The following is a 23,448-nucleotide window of genomic DNA, read 5'->3' on the forward strand; positions in this document are numbered from 1 at the left end:
TCTCCATGGCAGACCTCCGAGCCGTGCCCGGCGCCTCGCCGGCCCCGGCCGCCCCGGCCGACCGGCCGCCATCGGGCACCCCGTCGACCGGCGCGCGCCGGCGCCGGCCCGGCGGCCTCGGCCACCGTTCCCCGCTGCGTCCCTGGCTGCTGCTGGCACCGGGACTCCTCGTGCTCGGCGTACTGCTGCTGTGGCCGCTCGTGCGGGTGTTCCTGCTCTCGCTGCAGGACTACGGGCTGCGGCAGATCGCGAGCGGCGAGTCGAACTGGATCGGGCTGCAGAACTACGCCGACATCCTCGGCGACAGCTACCTGTGGACCGTCGTCCTGCCCAACACGGTCCTCTTCGCGCTCGCGTGCGTCGTGCTCACCGTGGCGCTCGGCACCGCGGTCGCGCTGTTCCTCAACACGCTCGGCGGGTTCTGGCGGGGCGTCGGCGCGACGGCGATCATGGTCGCCTGGGCGGTGCCCGCGATCACGGGCACATACGTGTGGGTGTGGATCTTCGACCCGCTCAACGGACTCGTCGCGTCGGTCCTCGAGGGCGTCGGCGCGATCGAGCCGGGGACCGTGAACTGGTTCACCGAGCGACTGTCGTTCTACGCCATCGCGACGCTCAACGTGGTGCACCACGGGTTCCCGTTCGTCGCGATCACGGTGCTCGCGGGGCTCATGACGATCCCGCACGAGCTCCACGAGGCGGCGAAGGTCGACGGCGCGACCGCCTGGCGGCGCTTCTGGGCGATCACCGCGCCGATCCTGCGTCCGGTGTTCGCCGTGGTCACCATCCTGTCGACCATCTGGGACTTCAAGGTCTTCACGCAGATCTACCTCATGCCCGGCGGCAACGGCGGCAACAAGGACGTGTTCAACCTCGGCGTGTGGTCGTACATCGAGTCGTTCGCGCAGGGCAAGTACGGCATGGGCTCGGCCATCGCGGTCCTGCTCACGCTCATCCTGCTCGGCATCACGCTCGTGTACATGCGCACCCTGTTCAAGGAGGAGGAGCTGTGAGCGCCGCCGTCGACACCCGCACCCCGCCCCGGCCCGCCCCCCGGACGGACCAGGTCCTGCGTACCCACCCGCGCCGACCCGGCGTCGCGACCGCAAAGATCGCGGGGCTCGTCGCCCTGCTCGCCTTCTCGCTCTTCCCCGCCTACTGGATGTTCTCCTCGGCGATCGACCCTGAGGCCGCGACCCGCGGCGCGCGACTGCTCCCCGCCGGGGTCACGTGGGAGAACTTCGTCACCGTGATCGACGACGGCGGGTTCGGTCAGTACCTGCGCAACTCGGTCCTCGTCGCGGTGGGCACCGTCCTGGCGTCGTCGGTCGTCGCGCTGCTCGCCGCCGTCGCGGTGAGCCGGTTCCGCTTCCGGTTCCGCAAGTCGATGCTCGTGCTCATCCTCATGGTGCAGATGGTCCCGCTCGAGGCCCTGGTCATCCCGCTGTTCCTCCAGATGCGCAACCTCAACATGCTGAACTCGCTCCTGGGCCTGACGATCGTCTACCTCGCGTTCGCCCTGCCCTTCGCGATCTGGACGCTCCGCGGCTTCGTCGCGGCGGTGCCCGTCGAGCTCGAGGAGGCTGCGTACCTCGACGGTGCCTCATGGGGCCGCATGTTCTGGAGGATCCTCGTCCCGCTCGTGGCGCCCGGCGTCGTCGCGACGAGCGTCTTCTCCTTCATCACGGCATGGAACGAGTTCATCTTCGCCCTGACGTTCCTGCAGCAGTCGAGCAAGTACACCGTGCCGATCGGTCTGCAGAAGTTCTTCGGCGAGAACACGACCGACTGGGGCGCCGTCATGGCGGCGTCGACCATCATCACGCTGCCCGTGCTCGTGTTCTTCGTGCTGGTGCAGCGCAACCTCTCGTCGGGCCTGACCGCTGGGTCGGTGAAGGGATGAGCGACGCGACCTCCGCCCCGGTCCTCGCACCGGTGGACGACGACGACGTCGTCCGCGCCGTCAACGGTGTGCTCCTGCCCGGCTTCACCGGCACCGACTCCTTGCCCGCCTGGCTCCACGAGGCTGCGCGTGACGGGCTCGCCGGCGTCGTCCTCTTCGGGCACAACACGCCCGACGTCGCGACGGCCTCCCGGCTCACGAGCCTCCTGCGCGGGGCGTCGCCGGACGTCCTCGTCGCGATCGACGAGGAGGGCGGGGACGTGTCCCGCCTCCAGGCGGCGACCGGGTCGAGCCTGCCAGGCAGCGCCGCCCTGGGCGTGGTCGACGACGTCGCGGTCACCGAGGAGGTGGGCGCCGCGTTCGGCCGCCTCCTCACCGCGACCGGCGTGGACCTCGACCTCGCCCCCGACCTCGACGTGAACTCCGACCCGGGCAACCCGGTCATCGGCGTGCGGTCCTTCGGCGCCGACCCGGCGCTCGTCGCCCGGCACGGCGTGGCGTTCGTGCGCGGGCTGCACGCGGGGGGTGCGGGCGCGTGCGGCAAGCACTTCCCCGGCCACGGTGCGACGAGCGTCGACTCGCACCTCGCCCTGCCGGTCGTCGACGCGAGCCTCGCCGAGCTGCGCGCCCGCGACCTGCCGCCGTTCGTCGCGACGATGACGCCAGGAGGCTCCTCCGGGGCGGGGGCGGACGACGACGCCCGGCTCGACGCGGTCATGACCGCCCACGTCGTCGTGCCCGCTCTCGGCCCGCTCCCGGCGACGCTCGAGCCCGCGGTCGGCGCACTCGTGCGTGAGCTCGGCTACGACGGCCCGATCGTCACCGACGCGCTCGACATGGGCGCCGTCGCCGCGTACGCCGAGACGGGGCCGGGCGAGACCGGGGCCGAGGGGGTGCCGACCCACGGGATCGGCGAGGTCGCCGTGCGCGCGATCGAGGCGGGTGCCGACCTGCTGTGCCTCGGCACGACCGTCGGCCGCGACGACGAGGCGCTGTTCCGCCAAGCCCAGGCCGCGCTCGTCTCCGCCGTCGCGTCGGGGCGGGTCCCGCTCGCTCGGCTGCGTGCGTCGGTCGCGCGCACCGCGACCGCGCGGACCGCGATCCGCAGGCGCCAGGCCGCGAGCGGAATCGTGCCCTCGCCGGAGTCGGCGGCGACCGCGCTCGACGCGCTCGAACGCGTGGGATCCGACGTCGCGGCTCGCGCCGTGCGGTTCGCGGACCCGGCGCCGGGCCCTGGCCCGGTCCTGACCGCGGCGCCTGACGTCGTCGACCTCCGACTGCGCTTCGACCACGCCGCCGGACGGACGGCCCAGCACGTCCAGCGCGCGTTCGACGACGCCTTCGGCACCGGCGTCCGGCACCTGCGACCAACCGACGCCGCCGCATGGACGCAGGCGTTCGACGCCGTCCGGTCGAGCGACCGCCCGCTCGTCGTGCTCACGCGCGAGCCCGTACCCGGCTCGGACGAGCGCGAGCGGCTCGACGCGCTGCTCGCCGACCGCCCGGACGCCGTCGTCGTCCACACCGGGTTCCCGGGCGCCGTCGCACAGTGGTTCGGCCGGGGTGCCGACGAGGCGGTGCCCGTGGACGCCGTGCCCGACGACGGCGCGCGACCGGTCGTCGTGGCCGCGTGCGGGACGGGGCGGGCGAACGCGCGCGCCGCCGTCGCGCTGCTCACCGGCACACGCTGGTCGTCCGAGGCCGGTCGGGGCGCGTTCGCGTCGGACATCGAGGGTGAGGCGCACTGATGATCGTCCTGGGCCTGTCCTCCGGCACGTCGGTCGACGCGATCGACGCGGCAGCGGCCGAGCTCACGCTCGGCGGCGACGGCGTGCTGCGCCTGCGGCCGCTCGGTCACACCGAGTACGCGTGGCCGCTCGCCCTGCGCGAGCGCATCCTCAAGGCCCTGCCGCCCGCCGCGGTCGACGTGGCCGAGGTCGCGCAGCTCGACACCCTCATCGGCCAGGAGCTCGGTCGCGCGGGCCGCCGCGCGATCGACGACGTCGCCGGCGGCGACGTCGACCTCGTCGCGTCGCACGGGCAGACGATCTACCACTGGGTGGTCGGCGCCCGCGCTCGGGGCACGCTCCAGCTCGGGAACGCGGCGTGGGTCGCGGAGCACACCAAGCGGCCCGTCATCAGCGACTTCCGCGTCGCCGACGTCGCCGCGGGCGGCCACGGCGCGCCCCTCGTCAGCGTGCTCGACGCGCTGTGGCTCGGGCGCGACGACGCCGCGACCGGGGGGAGCGGTGCGCAGGGCTCCGGGCTCACCGCCGCGCTCAACATCGGCGGGATCGCGAACGTGTCGCTCGTCGGGCGCATCGACGACCCGGTCACGGGCTGGGACACCGGGCCGGGGAACTGCCTGCTCGACGTCGCGGTCACGGCGATCACCGACGGCCGTCTCGCGTACGACGAGGACGGCAAGCTCGCTGCGCAGGGAACCGTCGACCCCGGCGCGCTCGCGGCGCTGCTCGACGACCCGTACTTCGCCGCGCCCGCGCCCAAGTCGACCGGGCGCGAGCACTTCGACACCACGTACACCGCACGCCGTCTCGCGTCCGTGCGGCCCGGCCTCACCGGCCCCGACCTCGTCGCGACGCTCACCGAGCTCACCGCCGTGAGCGTGGCGGACGCGCTCGCCGGGTGCGACGTACGCCGCGTCGTCGCGTCGGGCGGCGGGGCCCGCAACCCTGTGCTGCTCGACCGTCTGCGGGTGGCGCTCGCCGCGCGCGTGCCGCACGCGTGCGACGTCGTGACGTCCGACGCACTCGGGCTGCCCGTGGATGCGAAGGAGGCGTACCTCTTCGCGCTCCTCGGCTTCCTCTCGGCACACGGCCTGCCGGGCACCGCGGCGGGCGAGCACCGCCGTCGGGCGACCGGCGCCCGCCGCGCCGTGGTCCTCGGCTCGCTCACCCCGCCCACGCCGTTGCCGTGGCCCGCCGCGAGCGGGCCCGTGCGCCGTCTGGCGCTCGCCAACACTCCGCACGGGCTGCAACCGGGCCCGCGCACCAAGGGCCCGCTGTCGGACCCGACGAAGGGAAGCACCCGATGACCGACCCGACCGTCGCCGCAGACGCCGCCTCGCGACCCGTCCCGGGCGCCGTCCCGAGCGCCGACGAGTGGCAGGAGCTCGTGCGCCTGGCCTCACCCACCGAGGAGCGCAACCCGCGCACCACCGACGTCGACCTGTTGCCTACCGCGGACGTCGTCGGCCTCATCACGGACGAGGACGCGGGCGTCGCGGACGCCGTGCGCGCGCAGCGCGACCGTATCGCGGAGGCCGTCGATCTCGCGGTGGCGGCGCTGCGCGCGGGAGGGCGCGTGCACTACGTGGGCTCGGGGACTTCGGGACGTCTCGGCGTCCTGGACGCGGTCGAGCTCCTGCCCACCTACGGCGTGGGGGAGGAGTGGTTCGTCGCCCACCTCGCCGGGGGCGTCGGCGCGATGATGCTCGCGGTCGAGGGTGCCGAGGACGACGTGTCGCTCGGACGGGCGGACGTCGACGCGGTCGGTCCGGACGACGTCGTCGTCGGTCTCGCGGCGAGCGGCCGGACGCCGTACGTGCGCGGAGCGCTCGACGTCGCGCGCGAGCGGCGCGCCCGCACCGTGCTCGTCTCCGCGAACCCGGCCGCTCCGCTCGCGGCGGGTGTCGACGTCGCGATCCTCGTCGACACGGGTCCCGAGGTCGTCACGGGCTCGACGCGCATGAAGGCCGCGACCGCGCAGAAGCTCGTGCTCAACACGTTCTCCACCGCGACGATGATCCGCCTCGGCAAGACGTACTCGAACCTCATGATCGACGTGCGCCCGACCAACCAGAAGCTGCGCGCCCGCATCGTCCGGATGCTCGTGCAGGCGACGGGACTCGGCGCCCCGGAGTGCGAGGAGGTTCTGCACTCGGCCGGCGGCGAGGTGCACGTCGCGCTCGTCATGCTGCTGGCGGACGCTGACGCGGACACGGCGCGCGCCGCGCTCGGTGGCGACGGCGCCGCGGGAGTCCGCGACGCCCTCGCCCGGCTGGGCGCCCTCCCCGCACGATGACGATCCTGCCGAGGTAGAGGTCCGGTCTACCGGACCCCTACCTCGGCGGGGCGCGGGCCGAAGACGGCGGTGCCGACGCGGACGATCGTCGCGCCCTCGGCGATCGCGAGCTCGAGGTCGCCGCTCATGCCCATGGAGAGCTCGCCTGCGGCCGCCGTCCCCGGTGCGCCCGAGACTGCGACGGCCTCGCGCACCTCGCGCAGGCGCGCGAAGCCCGCGCGCACCACCGACTCGTCCGGCGAGTTCGCGCCGATCGTCATGAAGCCCCGCAGGCGCAGACCGTCGAGCGCGGCGACGGCGGTCGCGAGGGCGACGGCGTCGTCGGGGCGGACGCCCGACTTGGACTCCTCGCCCGACACGTTCACCTGGACGAGGACGTCGAGCGCCCGGCCGTCGCGCGCGGAGCGCGCCGCGAGCGCCTCGGCGAGCGCGAGCGAGTCCACGCTCTCGACCCCCGTCGCCGTCGCGAGGACCTGGTTGACCTTGTTGCGCTGGAGGTGCCCGATCATGTGGACCTCGACGCGGCCGTCGGCTACCAGGTCCGCGAGGTCGGGGGCCTTCGCGACGAGCTCCTGCACGCGGTTCTCGCCGATCAGGTCCGCGCCGGCCTCGACGACCGCGCGCACCGCGTCTGCGGGCTGCGTCTTGGTCGCCACGAGCAGCCGCACGTCCGACGGCGCGCGCCCGGCCGCGCGCGCGGCGTCGTCCACCCGGGACCGCACCCGGGCGAGGTTCTGCGCGATCTGCGCGGGCAGCACGGACGACGGCTCGGGGAGGGGCATGCGGTCAGTCTAGGTCGGCCGGGCCGTCCGAGATCCGGGTCGTCTCAGGGTGGTCCCGGATCGGCACCGGCGGCTCGATCGGCGAGAATGGTGGGGAAAGGACGGTGCCGTGAAGACACTGCTCAACATCATCTGGCTCGTGTTCGCCGGGCTGTGGCTCGCCCTGGGCTACGTCCTGGCGGGCATCATCTGCTGCATCCTCATCGTCACGATCCCGTTCGGCATCGCGTCGTTCCGCATCGCGGGCTACGCGCTGTGGCCGTTCGGCCGCACGGTCGTCGACAAGCCGACCGCGGGCGCGTGGTCGACGATCGGGAACGTCATCTGGGTGGTCGTGGCCGGCATCTGGCTGGCGATCGGGCACGTGGTCACCGCGATCCCGCTGTTCGTGTCGATCATCGGCATCCCGCTCGGGATCGCGAACCTCAAGATGATCCCGGTCTCGCTCCTGCCGCTCGGCAAGGACATCGTCCCGACCGACGCTCCGTACACCGCCTACCAGCGCTGACCGACCAGGCCTCTACCTCGCGATCGGGGCCGTGGTGCCAGCCGTCAGGCGCAGGAGGTCCGACGGCGCGAGGCCGACGTCGAGGCCGCGGCGTCCGCCCGAGACGTAGACCGCGTCGAACGCGAGCGCGGTGTCGTCGAGGAACGTGCGGTGACGCTGCTTCTGGCCCAGGGGCGAGATGCCGCCGACGACGTAGCCCGTCGCGCGCTCGGCCGCTGCGGGCTCCGCCATGGTCGCCTTCTTGCCGCCCGCCGCCTTGGCGAGCGCCTTGAGGTCGAGCTGGCGGTCGACCGGCACGATCCCCACGACGAGCGCGGCGCCGTCGACCACGGCGAGCAGGGTCTTGAACACCTGCTCCGCCGGCACCCCGATCGCCGCCGCGGCCTCCAGGCCGTAGGACAGGTCGCTCGACGGGTCGTGCTCGTACGGGTGCAGCGTGTGGGCGACGCCCTCGCGCTCGAGGAGCGCGATCGCGGGCGTGCCGGCGTGCGCGGACGACTTCGACTTCTTGGCCACGGGCCGATTCTGCCGCAGCGGCGCGCTACACGTTGACGTCGAGCAGGGAGCCGATCGCGTAGGTCACGCCCATCGCGACCGCGCCGCCGACGACGGTCCGGACCGTCGCGCGCCGGGTCGGTGCGTTCCCGAGGCGGGCCGAGCCCCAGCCCGTGAGCACCAGCGCGAGCACGACGGCGACGAACGTCAGCGGGATGCGCACGCTCGCGGGGGCGAGGAGGATCGCCGCGAGCGGGAGCAGGCCGCCCACCGTGAACGACACGATGGAGGCGACCGCGGCCTCCCACGGGCTGGTGAGCTCGTCGGGGTCGATGTGCAGCTCGGCGTCGGCGTGCGCGGCGAGCGGGTCGCGCTCGGTGAGCTGGACGGCGACCTGGCGCGCGAGGTCCGGCGTCAGTCCCTTCGCCTCGTAGATCCCCGTGAGCTCCGCGAGCTCGGCGTCCGGCATCTCGGCGAGCTCGCGCCGCTCGGTCGCGAGCAGCGCCTTCTCCGTGTCGCGCTGCGTGCTCACGGAGACGTACTCGCCCGCCGCCATGGACAGCGCGCCCGCGAGGAGAGCCGCGCCGCCCGCCGTCGCGATGACGGGGATCGACGTGCTCGTCGCCGCGACGCCCACGACGACGCCCGCGGTCGACACGATGCCGTCGTTCGCGCCCAGGACCCCGGCACGCAGCCGGTTGAGCCGTGACCCCGTGCTCTCGGGGTGGTGGGGCTCGCCGGGGTGCTGGCCGTTGCGCGGTGCGTCGCTCATGGCTTCACCGTAGGGGCCTTCCGGCGCGGCGCGACCGGGGGCCGCGCGGGCTCCTGGGCGAGCGGCCGGCCCGACGCAATGAGCGTGCGCGCCGAGGGCGCGGTGAGGTCTGATCGGCACATGGTGATCGAGCTGGAGACCCCGGAGGTCGACGGCCTGGGCGAGGCCCTGGACGCGCTGCGGACGTGGCAGGACGACGCGGCGCCGCTGCAGCTGCACCCCGGCGACGTGGGCTGGTTCTGGCGGTTCGGCGCGACGGCGACCGCCGCCGCGGTCCGGACGTGGCGCCGCGACGGACGGGTCGTCGCCGTCGGGCTGCTCGACGGCCCCGGCCTGCTCCGCCTGGGGATCGCACCGGACCTGCAGCGCGACGACGAGCTCGCGCGCCGCCTCGCCGACGACGCCGCCCGGCCCGAGCGCGGCGTGCTGGGGGAGGGCGGGGCGTCGGTCGAGGCGCCGGTGGGAGCTCGGGTGGACGAGCACCTGGCCGCGGCGGGCTGGCGCGTCGACGAGCGGTGGGCTCTCCTGCGCCGCGACCTGGCCGACCCGGTCGAGGCACCCGGGGTCCGGGTGCGTGGGGTCGGGCCGACGGAGGCCGCCGCGTGGGCCGAGACGCTCCGCTCGTCGTTCGGCGGGAGGCGGGCCGCTCCGGAGCGCTGGCACGCGCTCGCGTCCGGGCTCCCGTACGCCGATGCGCGCTGCCTCGTCGTGCACGACGGCCCGCCCGTCGCCGGCCCGCCCGCCGGCGGTCCCCCGGACGGCGCGGCGGCGGACGTCGGCACGGGGCCCGCCGTGGCCGTGATCGGCGTGTGGTCGGCGGGTCCGGGACGACCCGGGCTGATCGAGCCCATGGGGGTGCACGCCGACCACCGCGGCCGGGGTCTCGGCCGGGCGGTCACCCTCGCCGGGCTGGCGGCGCTCCGCGAGCTGGGCGCCTCGAGCGCGCTCGTCGCGACGCCGGCGTCCAACGTCGGAGGCGTGGCCACGTACGTCTCCGCGGGCTTCGCCCACCTGCCGGAGCGGTTCGACCGGCGGCGCGACGGCTCCTGACCACGCTGCCCGCGACGCCGGGAGCGAGACCGTCGGCGCAGGTCGCGCCCCGTCCCTTACGCTGCTCGGCGTGACGCAGGGGAACTCCACGACCGACCGACCGACCACACGCGCGGAGCGCTACGAGCACGGGAGAGGAGTGTTCGGCGCGGTCAACGCGACGGCGGGCGCCGTCCTCGCGGAGGCGCTCGCGGACGTGTCGCCCGAGCTCGAGCACCAGATCTCGGCCTGGGCGTACGGCGAGATCTACGCGCGGCCGCACCTGGAGCCGCGCGACCGGCAGCTCGTCACGCTCGGGATGCTCAGTGCCCTCGGCGGGTGCGAGCCCCAGCTCGAGATCCACGTCCGCACCGCGCTCGACGTCGGGCTCGCGCCGGCCGAGATCGTCGAGGCGCTCCTCCAGGCGGCCGTCTACTGCGGGTTCCCGCGGGCGCTCAACGCGACGGCCGTGGCGAAGCAGGTCTTCGCCGAGCGCGGGCTGCTGCCGCTCACCTGAGCGCGGTCGGGGCCGACGGCGCCCCGGTCCGTGGCGAGCGGCCGTGCCACCCCGTCCGCGGCGCCCGTCTGCCGCGGCCTAGAGCGGCCCGACCGCGAGCACGGTCACGACCGGCTCGCCCGCCTCGTCGCTCGCCGCGAGGTCGACGCTCGCCGTGATCGCCCAGTCGTGGTCGCCCGCCGGGTCGTCGAGCACCTGCCGCACGAGCCACGTGCCCGCGGGGACGACCCCGCCCGGGGCGTGCTCCGCCGTCGGACCCTCGTGGCCGGCCGGGACCTCCGCGCCGGCCTCGACGACCTGGAACAGCGCCGCGGCACGGGCTCCGGGGCCGATGCCCACCGCGTGGTCGCCCTGGTCCTCGAACAGCGGGTCGAGCGCGTCGCCCCACGCGTCCGCGTCCCAGCCCGCGCCGCCGTCGAGCGCGCCGAGCGCCCGGTAGTCCTCGCGGGACGCGAGCTCGACGCGGCGGAACAGCGCGTTGCGCACGAGGCGCCGGAACGAGCGTGGGTTGCCCGTGACCGGCCGGGTCGGCGCCTCGGCGCCCGCGCCCGAGAGCGGGCCGTCGCCGACCTCGGTGTCCGCGTCGTCGTCGACGGGGTGCGCGAGGCGTTCCCACTCGTCGAGGAGCGAGGAGTCGACGCCGCGCACGAGCTCCCCGAGCCACTCGACGATCTCCTGCACCTCCTCGGTGCGGTGCTCCTCGGGGACGACCTGGCGCAGCGCGCGGTAGGCGTCCGCGAGGTAGCGCAGCACGACGCCCTCCGTGCGCTCGAGCCCGTAGACGGACACGAACTCCGCGAACGTCATGGCGCGCTCGACCATGTCGCGGACCACGGACTTGGGGGAGAGCTCGGCGTCCGCGACCCACGGGTTGGACCGCTTGTACATCGCGAACGCGGGCGCGAGCAGCTCCTCGAGCGGCTTGGGCCACGTGATCTCCTCGAGCAGCGCCATGCGCTCCTCGTACTCGTACCCCTCCGCCTTCATCGCCGCGACTGCCTCGCCCTTGGCGGCGTTCTGCTGCGCGTAGAGCACCTGGCGCGGGTCGTCGAGCGTCGCCTCGATGACGGAGACGACGTCGAGCGCGTGGGTCGCGCCCTCGACGTCGAGCAGGTCCAGAGCCGCGAGCGCGAACGGCGAGAGCGGCTGGTTGAGCGCGAACTCGCGCGGCAGGTCGCCGACGAGCCGCACGCTCGGGCGGTAGCCCTCCGGGCGCGACGGGTCGGGCACGCGCACGCGCTCGACGATCCCCGCGACGCGCAGCGAGCGGTAGATGCGCAGCGTCTGGCGCACGTGCTCGCGGCGCTGGGTGTCGGTGTCGTGGTTCGCGAGGAGCAGGTGCCGCATCGCCTCGACGGGGTCGCGGCGCGGGTCGGACGCGTCGAGGTGCCCGCCGCGACCGTGCTGCGCCGTGCGCGCGAGCACGTTGAGCACCATCGCGTGCGTCACCGTGAAGTGGCTGGTCAGGGGCTCGGGCTCGGCGTCGCGCAGGCGCTCGAACGTCGCGTCGGTCCAGTTCACCGAGCCCTGCGGCGCCTTCTTCCGGACGATCTTCTTGAGCTTCTTGGGGTCGTCGCCGGCCTTGGCGAGCATCTTGCGGTTCTCGATGACGTGGTCGGGCGCCATGACGAGCACCTCGCCCACGGTGTCGTACCCGGCGCGGCCCGCGCGACCCGCGATCTGGTGGAACTCGCGCGCCGTGAGGTGGCGCATGCGCTCGCCGTCGAACTTCACGAGGCTCGTGAGCAGCACGGTGCGGATCGGCACGTTGATGCCGACGCCGAGCGTGTCCGTGCCGCACACGACCTTGAGCAGACCGGCCTGTGTCAGCCGCTCGACCACGCGCCGGTACTTGGGCAGCATGCCCGCGTGGTGCACGCCGACGCCGTGCCGCAGGAACTTGCTGAGCGTCTTGCCGAACCCGGTGCCGAAGCGGAAGTCGCCGAGCTCGGCGGCGATCGCCTCCTTCTCCGACTTCGTCGCGACGTTCATGGACAGCAGCGACTGCGCACGCTCGACCGCGTCCTTCTGCGTGAAGTGCACGACGTACACGGGCGCGCGGCGTGTGCTGACGAGCTCCTCGATGACCTCGGTCAACGGTTCGACGACGTAGCTGAAGTGCAGCGGGACCGGCCGCTGGGCCGTGGTCACCTCGGCGACCGGCCGGCCGGTGCGCTCCTCGAGCTCCTCGACGAACCGGGTCGTGTCGCCGAGCGTCGCGGACATGAGCAGGAACTGGGTGTTCGGCAGCTCGAGCAGCGGCACCTGCCACGCCCAGCCGCGCTGCGGGTCGGCGTAGAAGTGGAACTCGTCCATGACGACCTGCGAGATCGCGTCGTCGTCGTCGGCCCCGGCGCCCTCGCCGCCACGCCGCAGCGCGATGTTCGCGAGGATCTCGGCCGTGCAGCAGATGATCGGGGCGTCGGGGTTCACGGCGGAGTCGCCCGTCGTCATGCCCACGTTCTTGGAGCCGAACGCCGCCACGAGCGCGAAGAACTTCTCGCTGACCAGCGCCTTGAGCGGAGCGGTGTAGTACGTGCGGCCGCCGCGGCCCGACCGGTGCGCGGCGAGCGCGGCGAACTGCGCGCCCATCGCGACGAGCGACTTCCCCGAGCCGGTGGGCGTCGAGAGGATGACGTGCGAGCCGGTGACCAGCTCGATGAGCGCCTCGCTCTGGTGCGGGTACAGCTCCAGACCCTGCTCGGTCGCCCAGGTGGTGAACCCCTCGTAGAGCGCGTCCGGGTCGGGGGCCTTGCCCGTCGGTGCGGGCACGTGGGCGAGGAGAGCCGGGGTGCGGCCGGTCGTGGTGGTCACGGGACGAGTCTGTCAGGTTGGAGCGCCCGGGACGTCGGCCGGGCCCGTCGAGCGGCGTGCCGGGCCGCTCGGGGGCTCGACACGTGCCGGACCCGGGGACGAGGGCTTGCCGAACCCGGGGTTGTTCCCCGGTTCGAGGCTGAACGGGGAACAACCCAGTGCTCGGCTGGGGTGCGAGGTCGGCGCTGAGGGTTGATAGCGCTGTCAACCTGTGCGAGGGTATGCCGCGGGACCGGCGTCGAGGCCGGTCCCGGCCTCCGAGTCATCGACGACCACCGACCCCACGCCGCCGTGGGACCAAGGGGAGCACCACATGCGGGCAGACAGCGCTGTCAACGCTGATCGCGATCCATTCTCGGCACGCACCGGACCAGCACGCTCTCGTCCGTCGCGTCCTGGCGGACGTCGGCGTCGGGCGGGCGCCGTCGTCGCCCTGACCACCGCGGCGAGCCTCGCGCTCCCGCTGGCCGCGTACGCGGCGCCCGAGCTCGCGGCGTCGCCCACGACCACCGCCGGGGCGGAGGCAGCGACGGGGTCCGATGCCGCCGCTGCCGCCGTCGACGGCCCGCTGGTCGACTACGTCAACCCGTTCATCGGGACCAAGGACGACGGCAACACCTACCCGGGCGCCGCCGTCCCGTTCGGCATGGTGCAGCTCTCGCCGGACAACGGGCACAACGTCGGGTACGACTACGACCGCACGTCGGTCCGCGGGTTCTCGCTCGTGCACCTGTCCGGCGTCGGCTGCGGGCTCGGCGGCCCGCTCCCGACCCTGCCGACGACGGGCGCGATCACCTCGACCGACTACGGCCAGTACGCGCTCGGCTTCTCGCACGACGACGAGGACGCCTCGCCGGGGTACTACCGCGTGGGCCTCCAGGCGGCGGCCGGCACGATCGAGGCCGAGCTCACCGCGACCGCGCGCACGGGCGTCCAGCGCTACACGTTCCCGGCGACGGCGCAGGCCAACGTCCTGCTCAACGCGGGCCAGGCGCTCAACCGGGTCACGGAGTCGGACGTGCGCGTCGTCGACGACCGCACCGTCGAGACGCGCATCACGGTCCGCGGCTTCTGCCAGGACACCGAGCCGCAGACGATCTGGACCCGCACGACCTTCGACCGCCCGTTCGTCGCGCACGGCACGTGGGACGGCTCGACCGTCACCGCGGGCTCGGACGCCGCGTCCGGCGGCGAGGGGCGGCGCGGCGCGTACGTCACGTTCGACACGACCGGCGGCGACCTCGACGTCGAGGCCGTCACCGCGATGAGCTACGTGGGCGCCGACGGCGCCGCGGCGAACCTCGCGGCGGAGACGGGGACGTTCGACGCCGTGCACGACGCCGCGCGCTCGGCCTGGGAGGCGCGCCTCGGCCTGGTGCAGGTCGCGCAGGGTGACCAGGACGACCTCCGCACCTTCTACTCCTCGCTCTACCGCAGCTTCCTCGCGCCGAACGTCGGCTCCGACGTCGACGGGCGCTACCGCGGCTGGGACCAGGAGGTCCACGCCGCCGAACCGGACTTCACCTACTACCAGAACTACTCGCTCTGGGACACGTACCGCACGCAGCAGCAGCTCCTGTACCTGCTCGCGCCCGACGAGTCGGCCGACATGGCGCTCTCGCTCGTGCGCCAGGGCCAGCAGGGCGGCTGGCTGCCGCGATGGGGCTACGGCACGGTCGAGACGAACATCATGACCGGCGACCCGGCGACGCCGTTCCTCGTCAGCGCCTGGCGCCAGGGCCTGCTCGCGGGCCACGAGGAGGAGGCGTACGCCGTCCTGAGGGAGAACGCCGACGGCGTCCCGCCAGCGGACTCGCCGTTCAACGGGCGTGCGGCGAACGTCGAGTACCTGCGCGACGGGTTCGTCCCGCACGAGCCGGCACGCTCGGGCAAGCCGGGCGACTACGACCTTCAGCACGGCGCCTCCGCGACCATGGAGTACGCCCTCGCCGACGCCATGCTCTCGACGATGGCGCGGGGCCTCGGCCACGACGAGGACGCCGACCGCTACGCGGCCCGCGGCCAGAGCTACCGCAACGTGTTCGACCCGCGCACGGGCAACTTCCGGGCGCGCAACGCCGACGGGTTCTTCGTGGGTGACGCGGACCCCGCGCACTCGGACGGGTTCCACGAGGGCACGGCCGTGCAGTACCAGTGGCTCGCGCAGCAGGACGTCCCCGGTCTGTTCGACCTCATGGGCGGGACCGACGCCGCGATCGAGCGCCTCGACGCGTTCTTCGCGTACGACGAGCTCGTCGCCGACCCCGCGCGGGTCGCGAGCGAGGTCTGGGTCAACGGCACGTACGACTACTACGGCTGGGAGACCTACAACCCGAACAACGAGCCGAACCTCCACGCGCCGTACGTCTACCTGTGGACGGGCCAGCCGTGGAAGACGACGGACGTCGTGCGCGCCGCGGCGACGCTCTTCACCGACGGCCCCGACGGCGTGACGGGCAACGACGACCTCGGCACCATGTCCGCGTGGCACGTGCTGTCGTCGATCGGCGTGTACCCGATCGTGCCGGGCACCGACCTGTGGGGCCTGACGACCCCGCTGTTCGACGACGTGACGATCACGCTCGACCCCGAGGTCTTCGGCCGCGACACGCTGCACCTCACGGCCGACGGCGTCGCGCCGGACGCGCACTACACGCAGTCGGTGTCGCTCGGCGGCGAGCCGCTCGACCGCGCGTGGGTCACGGGCGACGAGCTCACCGCGGCCGGCACGCTCGACGTGACCGTGGGCACCGAGCCGTCCGCGTGGGCGACCGACCCCGCCGCCTCGCCGGGCGCCGTCGTGCCCGCGGACGGCACGGTCGAGCGCCTGTTCGTCGGGGCGACGCCGCGGCAGCCGGTCCTCGCGCCGGGCGGGCAGACCGACGTCGCCGTCCAGGTCGTCGCGCAGGGCGCGGGGACGTCCAGCGGGACGCTCGCGGTGACGTCCGACGGCGCGGTCACCGCGACGACCGACCTCGCCGACTGGACCGCGGAGTCGGACGGCCTGCCGGCTACGGTCGAGGGCACGGTCACGCTCGGCGCGCCCGCGGACGCCGAGCCGGGGCTCCACACCGTGCGGCTCGTCGTGCGCGACGCCGCGGGCACCGAGGCGGTGCGCGAGGTGCAGGTCGTGGTGTCTGGCGAGTCGTGGATCGCGGACGCGTTCGACAACGTCGGCATCGGCGACGCCGGTGCGGCCAACGCGAACCTCGACGGCTCGGGTGCGTACCTCCTGCGCGACCTGCTCGCCGACCTCGGGGCCGTCCAGGGCCTGGAGCTCACCGTGCCGGGCACGGACCTCACCTACACGCTCGGGGCCCCGCCGGCGGGCGCGCCCGACAACGTCGCCGCGAGCGGCGAGGTCCTCGAGGTGCCCGAGCACCTGCGCTCGGCCCGCCACCTCTCGGTGGTCGGGACGAGCACGCACGGCACGCACGGGGGAGGCCTCGTGCTCGGGTTCGCGGACGGCACGTCGCAGACCGTCGACGTGCGGCTCAGCGACTGGTGCACGGGCTCGCCCGAGCCCGGCAACATCACGGTCGCGAAGGCCGGGGCGCGCGGCGACCGCGAGAACGTGCAGAAGATTGGCTGCGGGCTCTACGCCACCGCGCCCGTCGCGATCCCGGAGGGCAAGGTCCTGACGTCGATCACGCTGCCGAACGACGAGCGGTTCCACGTGTTCGCGATCGCCACCGACGCGACCGGGGTGGTTCCCGCGCCGCAGGTCGAGGTCACGGCGCAGGCCCGCTGCCTCGGCGGCAAGGCGTTCGTCGCGGTGCGCGCGCTCAACACCGGCGAGCAGCCCGCCGCGATCGAGCTGGCGACCCCGTACGGCTCGAAGCTCTCCGGTGACGTGGCCCCCGGGGCGAACGCGTACCAGTCGTTCGCCACCCGCGCCGCCGCCGTCGAGGCGGGCGAGGTCACGGTGACCGTGACGACGCCCGACGGCGAGCCCCAGCAGGTCACGGCCGCGTACGACGCCGCTGCCTGCTCCTGATCGACGGTGGCGCGGGCCGTACGGTCCCGCGCCACCGTCCTCCACGCTCCTTCCCGCTCCTTCGTCCCGTGAGGACCCGCATGTCTCGAACACGTCCCGCGCGCACCACGGTGCGGCGCACCGTCGCCGCGCTCTCCGCCACGGCGGTCCTGGCCGCCGGCCTCTCGCTCGCCCCCGCCGTCGGCCTCGCGGTCCCGGCGGTCGCCGCCGCACCCGACCTCGTCGAGGACCCCGTCTCCTTCGTCGACCCGTTCGTCGGCACCGGCCAGGCGACGGGCGTCGTCGGGGAGATCAACAACTTCCCCGGGCCGTCGATGCCGTTCGGCATGATGCAGCTCTCGCCCGACACCCAGGTCTCCGTGGGCGACGGCGACAAGGCGTACGCGGGCTACCGCTACTCGCACCAGGCGATCCGCGGCTTCTCCATGACCCATGCGGCTGCCGGGTGCTGGATCTTCGGCGACGTCCCCGTCCTCCCCGTGACGGGCGACGTCGGGCAGTACCCGTGGGACCGCAAGGAGGCGTTCAGCCACGACGCGGAGAGCGCCGAGGTCGGCCGGTACGCGGTCACGCTCCAGTCGTCGGGGATCGAGGCGGAGCTGTCGGCCGCGACCCGCTCCGGCGGACTGACGTTCGACTACCCCGAGGGCGATGCCGCGTCGCAGGTGATCGTCAACGCCGCGGGCTCGCTCGCGAGCGTGCGCAACGCGACGGTCGAGGTCGAGGACGCGCGCACGGTCACCGGCTCGGTGACGAGCGGCGGGTTCTGCGGCAAGAACAACACGCACACGACGTACTTCGCGATCGAGCTCGACCAGGACGCGGAGGCGTTCGGCACGTGGCAGGGCTCGACCGTCTCGCCCGGCGACCCGTCGGCCGACGGGAACGGCGCGGGCGCGTGGCTCACCTTCGCGCCCGGCGCGACGGTGCACGCGAAGGTCGGCATGTCCTACGTGAGCGTCGAGGGCGCGCGTGCCAACCTCGCGGCCGAGATCCCCGGCTTCGACTTCGACGCCGTCCGGGACGCCAACCGCGCCGCCTGGTCCGACCTGCTCGGCAAGGTGCGCGTCGCGGGGCAGGACGCCGACGACCTCACCATGTTCTACACGTCGCTCTACCACTCGCTGCTGCACCCGAACACGTTCACCGACGTGGACGGCCGGTTCGTCGGGTTCGACGGGGAGATCCACCAGGCCCCCGAGGGGCACGAGCGGTACGCGAACTTCTCCGACTGGGACACGTACCGGTCGCTCGGCGCGCTCCAGGCCCTCCTCGCGCCCGACCGCGCGTCGGACATGGCGCAGTCGCTCGTCGAGGTCGCCGACCAGTCCGGCTGGCTGCCGCGCTGGCCCGTCGCGAACCAGCACACGGGCCAGATGACCGGCGACTCCTCGGTGCCGCTCATCGCGAGCATGTACGCGTTCGGGGCGCGCGACTTCGACGCGGAGTCGGCGCTCGCGCACATGGTCAAGGGCGCGACGAGCGCCGCCCCGACCGCGAACGGCTACGTGCAGCGGCGCGGGATCGAGACGTACCTCGAGCGCGGCTACGCGCCGCAGACCGAGGAGTTCCGGGGCGACCACCGCGTCGTCGGCGCGTCCATCACGCTTGAGTGGTCGATCGCCGACTTCGCGATCGGGCAGCTCGCGGCCGCGCTCGGCCAGGACGAGATCGCCACCGAGTACGCCGCCCGCGGCCAGTGGTGGCAGAACGTCCACGACCCCGTGACCCGCACGGCGGGCGCCCGGAACGACGACGGCACCTTCGTGCGGTCGCAGGGCGGCGGCGGGTTCGGGCAGGAGGGCTTCGACGAGGGCAACGCCGAGCAGTACACGTGGCTCGCGCCGCAGAACGTCGCGGGGCTCACCGACGCGCTCGGCGGGCGCGAGGCCGTCGCGGAGCGGCTCGACGCCTTCACGGCGCAGCACAACGCCGGCCCGAACGAGCCGTACCTGTGGATCGGCAACGAGCCGAACTTCGGCGTCCCGTGGCTCTACGACTACGTGGGCCAGCCGTGGCGCACGAGCGAGCTCGTGGATGAGCTCACGTCCACGCTGTTCCGGCCCGAGCCGAACGGCAAGCCCGGCAACGACGACCTCGGCGCCCAGGCCGGCTGGTACGTGTGGGCCGCGATGGGCCTGTACCCGACCACGCCGGGCACGGACGTGCTCGCGCTCAACGCGCCGCGCTTCGACCGCGTCGTGGTCGACCTCGGCGAGGGCGAGACCCTCGACCTGCGCGCGCCGGGCGCCTCGACCGGCGCCCGGTACATCAGCGGCGTCACGGTCGACGGAGCGGCCTGGGGCGGGACCTCCCTGCCGCGCCACGTCGCGCACGACGGCGGCGTCGTCGAGCTCGCGATGTCGACCGCGCGCGACACGACGTGGGGGACCGCGGCCGAGGACGCCCCGCCGTCGTGGCGCGACGGCGAGTCCGCCGTCGTCGCCGCGGCGGACCCGGGCCTCGTGACGGTCGCCCCCGGCGGGTCGGCCGAGGCATCGGTGGCCGTGCAGCTCTTCGGCGCCGACGCCGCGGAAGTGCGCGTCGCGGTCGACGCGCCCGGGGGCATCGGGGTCGGCGAGCCCGCGCTCGTCGACGACGGCTCGGGCCACCTCACCGGGACGGTGCCCGTCCAGGTGGGTGTCGGCGTCGCGTCGGGCTACCACGACGCGCGGCTCGTGGTCGCGGCAGGGGACGACGAGGTCGAGATGCCGCTCACGGTCCTCGTCGCCGCCCCCGGGTCGCTCGTCGCGGCGTACGACACGGTCGGCACCGCGCCCGAGGCGAACCGTGGCGTCGGGAACTTCGACGCGGCCGGCAACTCGTTCTCGCGCGAGGCGCTCGCCGACGCAGGGCTCACGCCCGGCTCGGCGCACGAGGTCGACGGCCTCGCGTTCACGTGGCCGTCCTCACCCGTGGGGCGCCCGGACTCGGTCACGCTCACCGGCGAGACCGTGCGGCTCGACGCGCCGACGGGCCGGCTCGCGTTCGTGGGCGCCGCGACCGACGGGACCCATCGCGGGACCGTGGTCGTGACGTTCGACGACGGCAGCACCGCGACCACGACGATCGGCTTCGGCGACTGGGTGCTGCCGAGCGCGGACGGCTCCCCGGTCGAGGGCAACTCCGTCGTCGCGCAGATGAACCGGCGCAACGGCGACAAGGACAGCGCGTTCGTGTTCGCCACCGCCCCGTACACCGCGCCCGAGGGCCGGCGCGTGGTCGCGGTGACGTTCCCCGACGTCGACGACCTGCACGTCTTCGCGATCGCGACCGAGCCGGCCGCGGACGCGCACCTCGTGGACGTGACGGTCTCCCCGCGCTGCCTCGCCGGGACCCCGTACGTGGCGGTGCGCGCGGCGAACGTCTCCGCCGGGGCCGTCGACGTCGACCTCACCACGGGCGTGGGCTCGCGGTCCTTCACGGCCGTCGCCCCCGGCGCGAACGCCTACCAGTCGTTCGCCGCCCGTGGCGCGGGCGGGGACGTCGACGTCACCGTCACGGCCACGGGGGAGGAGGGGACGCAGACGGTCACGCAGACCGTCGTCGTCCCGCGCTGCTCCTGACCGACGGCGGGTACGCACCGAGCGCTCGGTGCGTGCCCGCCGTACCTGCCGTACCGCACCACCGCCGTACCGCACGACCGGTCTCACCGGCTGCACCGACGCACGACCGACAACGACGAGAGGGACGACCCATGACCGGTACGACGTACCCGGCCCCGCGACCCCGCGATCGCCGGACCCCCGCGCCGCTCGCCCTGCTGGCGGCGCTCACGACGCTCGCGCTCGTGCTCGCCGCGGCGCTCCAGGCGCCCGCGGCGCGCGCCGCGGAGGCGTTCACACCGACCGAGGTGGTCGGCGCCGGCACGACCTGGCGCTACCTGGACGACAACACCGACCCGGCCGCGGGTGCCGCCGACCGGACCGCGTGGGCGGACCCGGCGTTCGACGACGCGGCGTGGAAGACCGGCCGACCGGGCTTCGGCGCGGTCAACGGGACCGCGAGCGGCATCGGCGGCGGCAACACCATCACCACGCTGCTGGGCTACTGGGTCACGCAGACCCCCAAGGTCGTCGTGCCCGCGTACTTCTTCCGCACGACCGTGACCCTCGACGAGGCCGCGCTCGACGAGATCACCGGCCTGCGCGGCACGCTCGTCTACGACGACTCCGCCACCGTGTACGTCAACGGCGAGCGCGTCGCCGGGTGGGGCGACTCGATGATCACCCGCAACCTGCAGTACCAGGACAAGGCCGGCGCGACCGCGCCGCTGCGCGAGACCCTCGTCATCCCGGCCGACGTGCTCGTCGCGGGCGAGAACACGATCGCGGTCGAGATCCACCAGTGCAACGAGACGAGCTCGGACGTCTTCTTCTCCCTCGCGCTCTCCACCACGGACGACCCGTCGATGCCGTTCCCGCAGGACGTCCTCGACCGGACCTACGCGTCCGACGCGACGCCGTCGGCCCCGGCCGGGCAGGACTGGTTCACGTGGATGCTGCGCGGGTTCGCCGACCTGCGCGCGAGCCACCCGGAGGTCCTCTCGCCCAACGAGCCGGGCCCGCCCACGAGCGCCAACGACCTCGGCTCGCTCGCGCGCAACAACGCCTACGTCGCCGGGGACCCCCAGGTGCAGCGCGCCCTGACCGACGGGCGTGGCTCGGCGTACGAGACCATGGCGGACGCGCTCGGCAGCGAGCTGGGGCCGATCTACCGCGACGCGCTCGCCGACGGCCGGCTCCCCAAGACGAAGGCCCTGCTGTCGGGGCGCGTCGAGAAGTCGGTCGGCAACCACGAGCCCGCGAAGGCCGCGTACGACTACAAGCGCCCGTTCGTCCGGCTCGGCTTCACGTCCGCCGGCGGTCACGTCAACGCGTTCGAGACGTCCGGCAGCTACGAGGGCCTGCGCAACAACGGCTCGTTCCCCAGCGGGCACACCAACCACGGCTACGCGCAGGGCACCGTGCTCGCCACGCTCCTGCCGGAGCTCGCGCCGCAGATCCTCGCGCGCGCGTCCGAGTACGGCGACAACCGCCTCGTGCTCGGCTTCCACTACCCGCTCGACGTCATGGGCGGACGCATGACCGGGCAGAACATCGCGCAGCTCAGGTGGTCCGACCCCGCGTTCCGCGTGCTCCTCGAACAGGCCCGTACCGAGCTCGTCACCGTGCTCGAGCGGGCGTGCGGCGACGAGGTCGCCGTGTGCGCCCAGGACCAGGTGCCCTACCTCCCCACGGACCAGGCGCTCGCGGTCTACGACCAGCGCCTCACGTACGGGTTCCCGCGCGTCGGCGAGGCGGGCCGCGAGGTCCAGGTCCCGGCCGGCGCCGAGGACCTGCTGCGCACGGCGTTCCCCGACCTCACCGGCGACCAGCGCCGCCTCGTCCTCGCCGCGACCGCGCTCGACTCGGGCTACGCGCTCGACGTCGCGGGCGAGGCCGAGTGGCAGCGCCTCGACCTCGCGGCCGCCATGGCGGCGGACGTCGTCGTGAACGCGGACGGCACGCTCACCGTGGACGGTCGGGTCGTCGGCGAGCCGACGGCGCCGCTCGTCGACGTCGAGACGTCCGCGCGCTGCCTCGCCGGGGGGCCGTACGTCGCGGTCCGCGCCCGCAACGTGTCCGACGGCGCGCTCGCCGTCGTGCTCGTCACCGGTGCGGGGGAGAAGACCTTCTCCGCGGTGGCTCCTGGTGCGAATGCGTACCAGTCGTTCGCCGTGCGTGGCGTGGAGACGGGGGTGGACGTGCCCGTGACGGTCACGGCGACCGGCCCGGGAGGCGCGGCCCAGGAGGTCGCCCGGGACGTCGTCGTCCCCGCCTGCGGCTGACAGGCCGACCCGGGAGGCGCCGAGGGAACGCCTCCCGGGTCATCGCCGGGTCATCGCCGGGTCGTCGCCGGTCGTCGCCGCCCGCCTCCTCGGTCGGCTCCCTGGCGCCCGACCGACCCGTCGGGCACGCTGGTGCCCCACCGACGACGGAGGCGCAGTGACCGAGGAGTTCCAGGGCAGGCCGGCGACGCACGCCGAGACGCCGCAGGAGTGGCGCGCGTGGTTGGCGGCTCATCACGACGACCCGGAGCCGGGGGTGTGGCTGCTCACCTGGCGCCGCGAGAGCGGCCGCCCGACCTACGGGTACGAACCGTGGATCGAGGAGGCGCTGTCCTACGGCTGGATCGACGGGCAGGCCGCGACGGTCGACGCCGACCGGCACGCGCTCTGGTTCACGCGCCGCCGCCGCGGCAGCCGGTGGACCCGGCTCAGCAAGGAGCGCGTCGCGCGCGTCGAGGCGGACGGGCGTATGACCGACGCGGGACGCGCCGTCGTGGACGCCGCGAAGGCCGACGGGTCGTGGACGCGGCACGACGACGCCGAGGCCCTCGTGGTGCCCGACGACCTCGGCGCGGCGCTCGCGGAGCGGCCCGGCGCCCGTGAGCGGTTCGACGCGTTCACGCCCGGGGTCCGGCGCTCGATCCTCGGCTGGATCGTCGAGGCGAAACGGCCCGAGACCCGTGCGCGCCGGATCGCGGAGACCGCCGAGCAGGCCGAGCAGGGCGTCGCGGCCAACCAGCCGCGCCGCTGACGCGTG

At 74.2% G+C, this 23,448-nt stretch carries 16 protein-coding genes; 12 read left to right on the plus strand and 4 right to left on the minus strand.

All coding sequences use genetic code 11. The features are described 5' to 3' along the window. Positions 1–5 precede the first annotated feature (5 nt). Genes AC6CH9_RS16710 through AC6CH9_RS16730 form a run of 5 tightly spaced genes read left to right on the plus strand, consistent with a single transcriptional unit; the run spans position 6 to position 5,947 of the window. Positions 6–1,013, plus strand: coding sequence for a carbohydrate ABC transporter permease (locus AC6CH9_RS16710; RefSeq protein WP_277513314.1), 1,008 nt, complete (start codon positions 6–8; stop codon positions 1,011–1,013). 56 nt (positions 1,014–1,069) lie between these two features. Beyond that, complete coding sequence (locus AC6CH9_RS16715; RefSeq protein WP_498155986.1) at positions 1,070–1,903, plus strand: carbohydrate ABC transporter permease; 834 nt, start codon at positions 1,070–1,072, stop codon at positions 1,901–1,903. Continuing rightward, the gene (locus tag AC6CH9_RS16720; protein ID WP_498155905.1) at positions 1,900–3,651 is read left to right on the plus strand and encodes a glycoside hydrolase family 3 N-terminal domain-containing protein; all 1,752 of its coding nucleotides are present in this window, start codon (positions 1,900–1,902) and stop codon (positions 3,649–3,651) included. Before AC6CH9_RS16715 ends, AC6CH9_RS16720 begins: the two co-directional genes overlap by 4 nt. Beyond that, positions 3,651–4,958 (plus strand): anhydro-N-acetylmuramic acid kinase, encoded by a 1,308-nt coding sequence (locus AC6CH9_RS16725; protein ID WP_498155906.1) that lies wholly within the window; start codon positions 3,651–3,653, stop codon positions 4,956–4,958. The genes AC6CH9_RS16720 and AC6CH9_RS16725 overlap by 1 nt, the downstream gene beginning before the upstream one ends. Beyond that, positions 4,955–5,947 carry an N-acetylmuramic acid 6-phosphate etherase gene (locus AC6CH9_RS16730; RefSeq protein ID WP_498155907.1) on the plus strand — a complete coding sequence of 331 codons (993 nt, stop codon included), beginning with the start codon at positions 4,955–4,957 and terminating at the stop codon, positions 5,945–5,947. Before AC6CH9_RS16725 ends, AC6CH9_RS16730 begins: the two co-directional genes overlap by 4 nt. 26 nt (positions 5,948–5,973) lie before the next feature. Here the strand turns inward: AC6CH9_RS16730 and AC6CH9_RS16735 are convergent, their stop codons facing one another. Continuing rightward, positions 5,974–6,729 (minus strand): YggS family pyridoxal phosphate-dependent enzyme, encoded by a 756-nt coding sequence (locus tag AC6CH9_RS16735; RefSeq protein ID WP_498155908.1) that lies wholly within the window; start codon positions 6,727–6,729, stop codon positions 5,974–5,976. A gap of 109 nt (positions 6,730–6,838) precedes the next feature. On the opposite strand from AC6CH9_RS16735, the gene AC6CH9_RS16740 reads away from it, so the two are divergent. Next, the gene (locus AC6CH9_RS16740) at positions 6,839–7,237 is read left to right on the plus strand and encodes a YccF domain-containing protein (RefSeq protein ID WP_047232538.1); all 399 of its coding nucleotides are present in this window, start codon (positions 6,839–6,841) and stop codon (positions 7,235–7,237) included. 12 nt (positions 7,238–7,249) lie between these two features. Here the strand turns inward: AC6CH9_RS16740 and ybaK are convergent, their stop codons facing one another. After that, entirely contained in the window at positions 7,250–7,753 is a 504-nt protein-coding gene (ybaK, locus tag AC6CH9_RS16745; protein WP_498155909.1) for a Cys-tRNA(Pro) deacylase, read from the minus strand. Between the two features lie 25 nt (positions 7,754–7,778). Further along, positions 7,779–8,504, minus strand: coding sequence for a VIT1/CCC1 transporter family protein (locus AC6CH9_RS16750; RefSeq protein ID WP_498155910.1), 726 nt, complete (start codon positions 8,502–8,504; stop codon positions 7,779–7,781). 120 nt (positions 8,505–8,624) lie between these two features. Here AC6CH9_RS16750 and AC6CH9_RS16755 point away from each other — a divergent pair, with 120 nt between their 5' ends. Then, positions 8,625–9,554: a GNAT family N-acetyltransferase gene (locus tag AC6CH9_RS16755; RefSeq protein WP_498155911.1), complete on the plus strand. Its 930-nt coding sequence runs from the start codon at positions 8,625–8,627 to the stop codon at positions 9,552–9,554. A 70-nt stretch (positions 9,555–9,624) separates the two neighbouring features. Continuing rightward, entirely contained in the window at positions 9,625–10,050 is a 426-nt protein-coding gene (locus tag AC6CH9_RS16760; RefSeq protein WP_498155912.1) for a carboxymuconolactone decarboxylase family protein, read from the plus strand. 78 nt (positions 10,051–10,128) lie between these two features. Here AC6CH9_RS16760 and AC6CH9_RS16765 read toward each other — a convergent pair whose 3' ends face one another. Further along, positions 10,129–12,864 (minus strand): DEAD/DEAH box helicase, encoded by a 2,736-nt coding sequence (locus AC6CH9_RS16765; protein ID WP_498155913.1) that lies wholly within the window; start codon positions 12,862–12,864, stop codon positions 10,129–10,131. A 313-nt stretch (positions 12,865–13,177) separates the two neighbouring features. Here AC6CH9_RS16765 and AC6CH9_RS16770 point away from each other — a divergent pair, with 313 nt between their 5' ends. From AC6CH9_RS16770 to AC6CH9_RS16785, 4 genes are all read left to right on the plus strand, one after another. Next, positions 13,178–16,861, plus strand: coding sequence for a GH92 family glycosyl hydrolase (locus AC6CH9_RS16770; protein WP_498155914.1), 3,684 nt, complete (start codon positions 13,178–13,180; stop codon positions 16,859–16,861). Between the two features lie 80 nt (positions 16,862–16,941). Next, on the plus strand, positions 16,942–20,427 hold the full coding sequence (locus AC6CH9_RS16775) for a GH92 family glycosyl hydrolase (protein ID WP_498155915.1): 3,486 nt from the start codon (positions 16,942–16,944) through the stop codon (positions 20,425–20,427). A gap of 131 nt (positions 20,428–20,558) precedes the next feature. Beyond that, positions 20,559–22,691, plus strand: coding sequence for an acid phosphatase (locus AC6CH9_RS16780; RefSeq protein ID WP_498155916.1), 2,133 nt, complete (start codon positions 20,559–20,561; stop codon positions 22,689–22,691). A 157-nt stretch (positions 22,692–22,848) separates the two neighbouring features. Beyond that, positions 22,849–23,442 carry a YdeI/OmpD-associated family protein gene (locus tag AC6CH9_RS16785; RefSeq protein ID WP_498155917.1) on the plus strand — a complete coding sequence of 198 codons (594 nt, stop codon included), beginning with the start codon at positions 22,849–22,851 and terminating at the stop codon, positions 23,440–23,442. Positions 23,443–23,448 lie beyond the last annotated feature (6 nt).

The organism is Cellulosimicrobium sp. GQ32 (assembly GCF_059758455.1).

What these genes read in the sequence shown, in the direction of transcription:
- AC6CH9_RS16710 (WP_277513314.1), top strand. Translation starts at nt 6, where the DNA reads ATGGCAGACCTCCGAGCCGTGCCCGGCGCCTCGCCGGCCCCGGCCGCC.
- AC6CH9_RS16720 (WP_498155905.1), top strand. Translation starts at nt 1,900, where the DNA reads ATGAGCGACGCGACCTCCGCCCCGGTCCTCGCACCGGTGGACGACGAC.
- AC6CH9_RS16725 (WP_498155906.1), top strand. Translation starts at nt 3,651, where the DNA reads ATGATCGTCCTGGGCCTGTCCTCCGGCACGTCGGTCGACGCGATCGAC.
- AC6CH9_RS16730 (WP_498155907.1), top strand. Translation starts at nt 4,955, where the DNA reads ATGACCGACCCGACCGTCGCCGCAGACGCCGCCTCGCGACCCGTCCCG.
- AC6CH9_RS16735 (WP_498155908.1), bottom strand. Translation starts at nt 6,729, where the DNA reads ATGCCCCTCCCCGAGCCGTCGTCCGTGCTGCCCGCGCAGATCGCGCAG.
- AC6CH9_RS16750 (WP_498155910.1), bottom strand. Translation starts at nt 8,504, where the DNA reads ATGAGCGACGCACCGCGCAACGGCCAGCACCCCGGCGAGCCCCACCAC.
- AC6CH9_RS16755 (WP_498155911.1), top strand. Translation starts at nt 8,625, where the DNA reads ATGGTGATCGAGCTGGAGACCCCGGAGGTCGACGGCCTGGGCGAGGCC.
- AC6CH9_RS16770 (WP_498155914.1), top strand. Translation starts at nt 13,178, where the DNA reads ATGCGGGCAGACAGCGCTGTCAACGCTGATCGCGATCCATTCTCGGCA.
- AC6CH9_RS16775 (WP_498155915.1), top strand. Translation starts at nt 16,942, where the DNA reads ATGTCTCGAACACGTCCCGCGCGCACCACGGTGCGGCGCACCGTCGCC.
- AC6CH9_RS16780 (WP_498155916.1), top strand. Translation starts at nt 20,559, where the DNA reads ATGACCGGTACGACGTACCCGGCCCCGCGACCCCGCGATCGCCGGACC.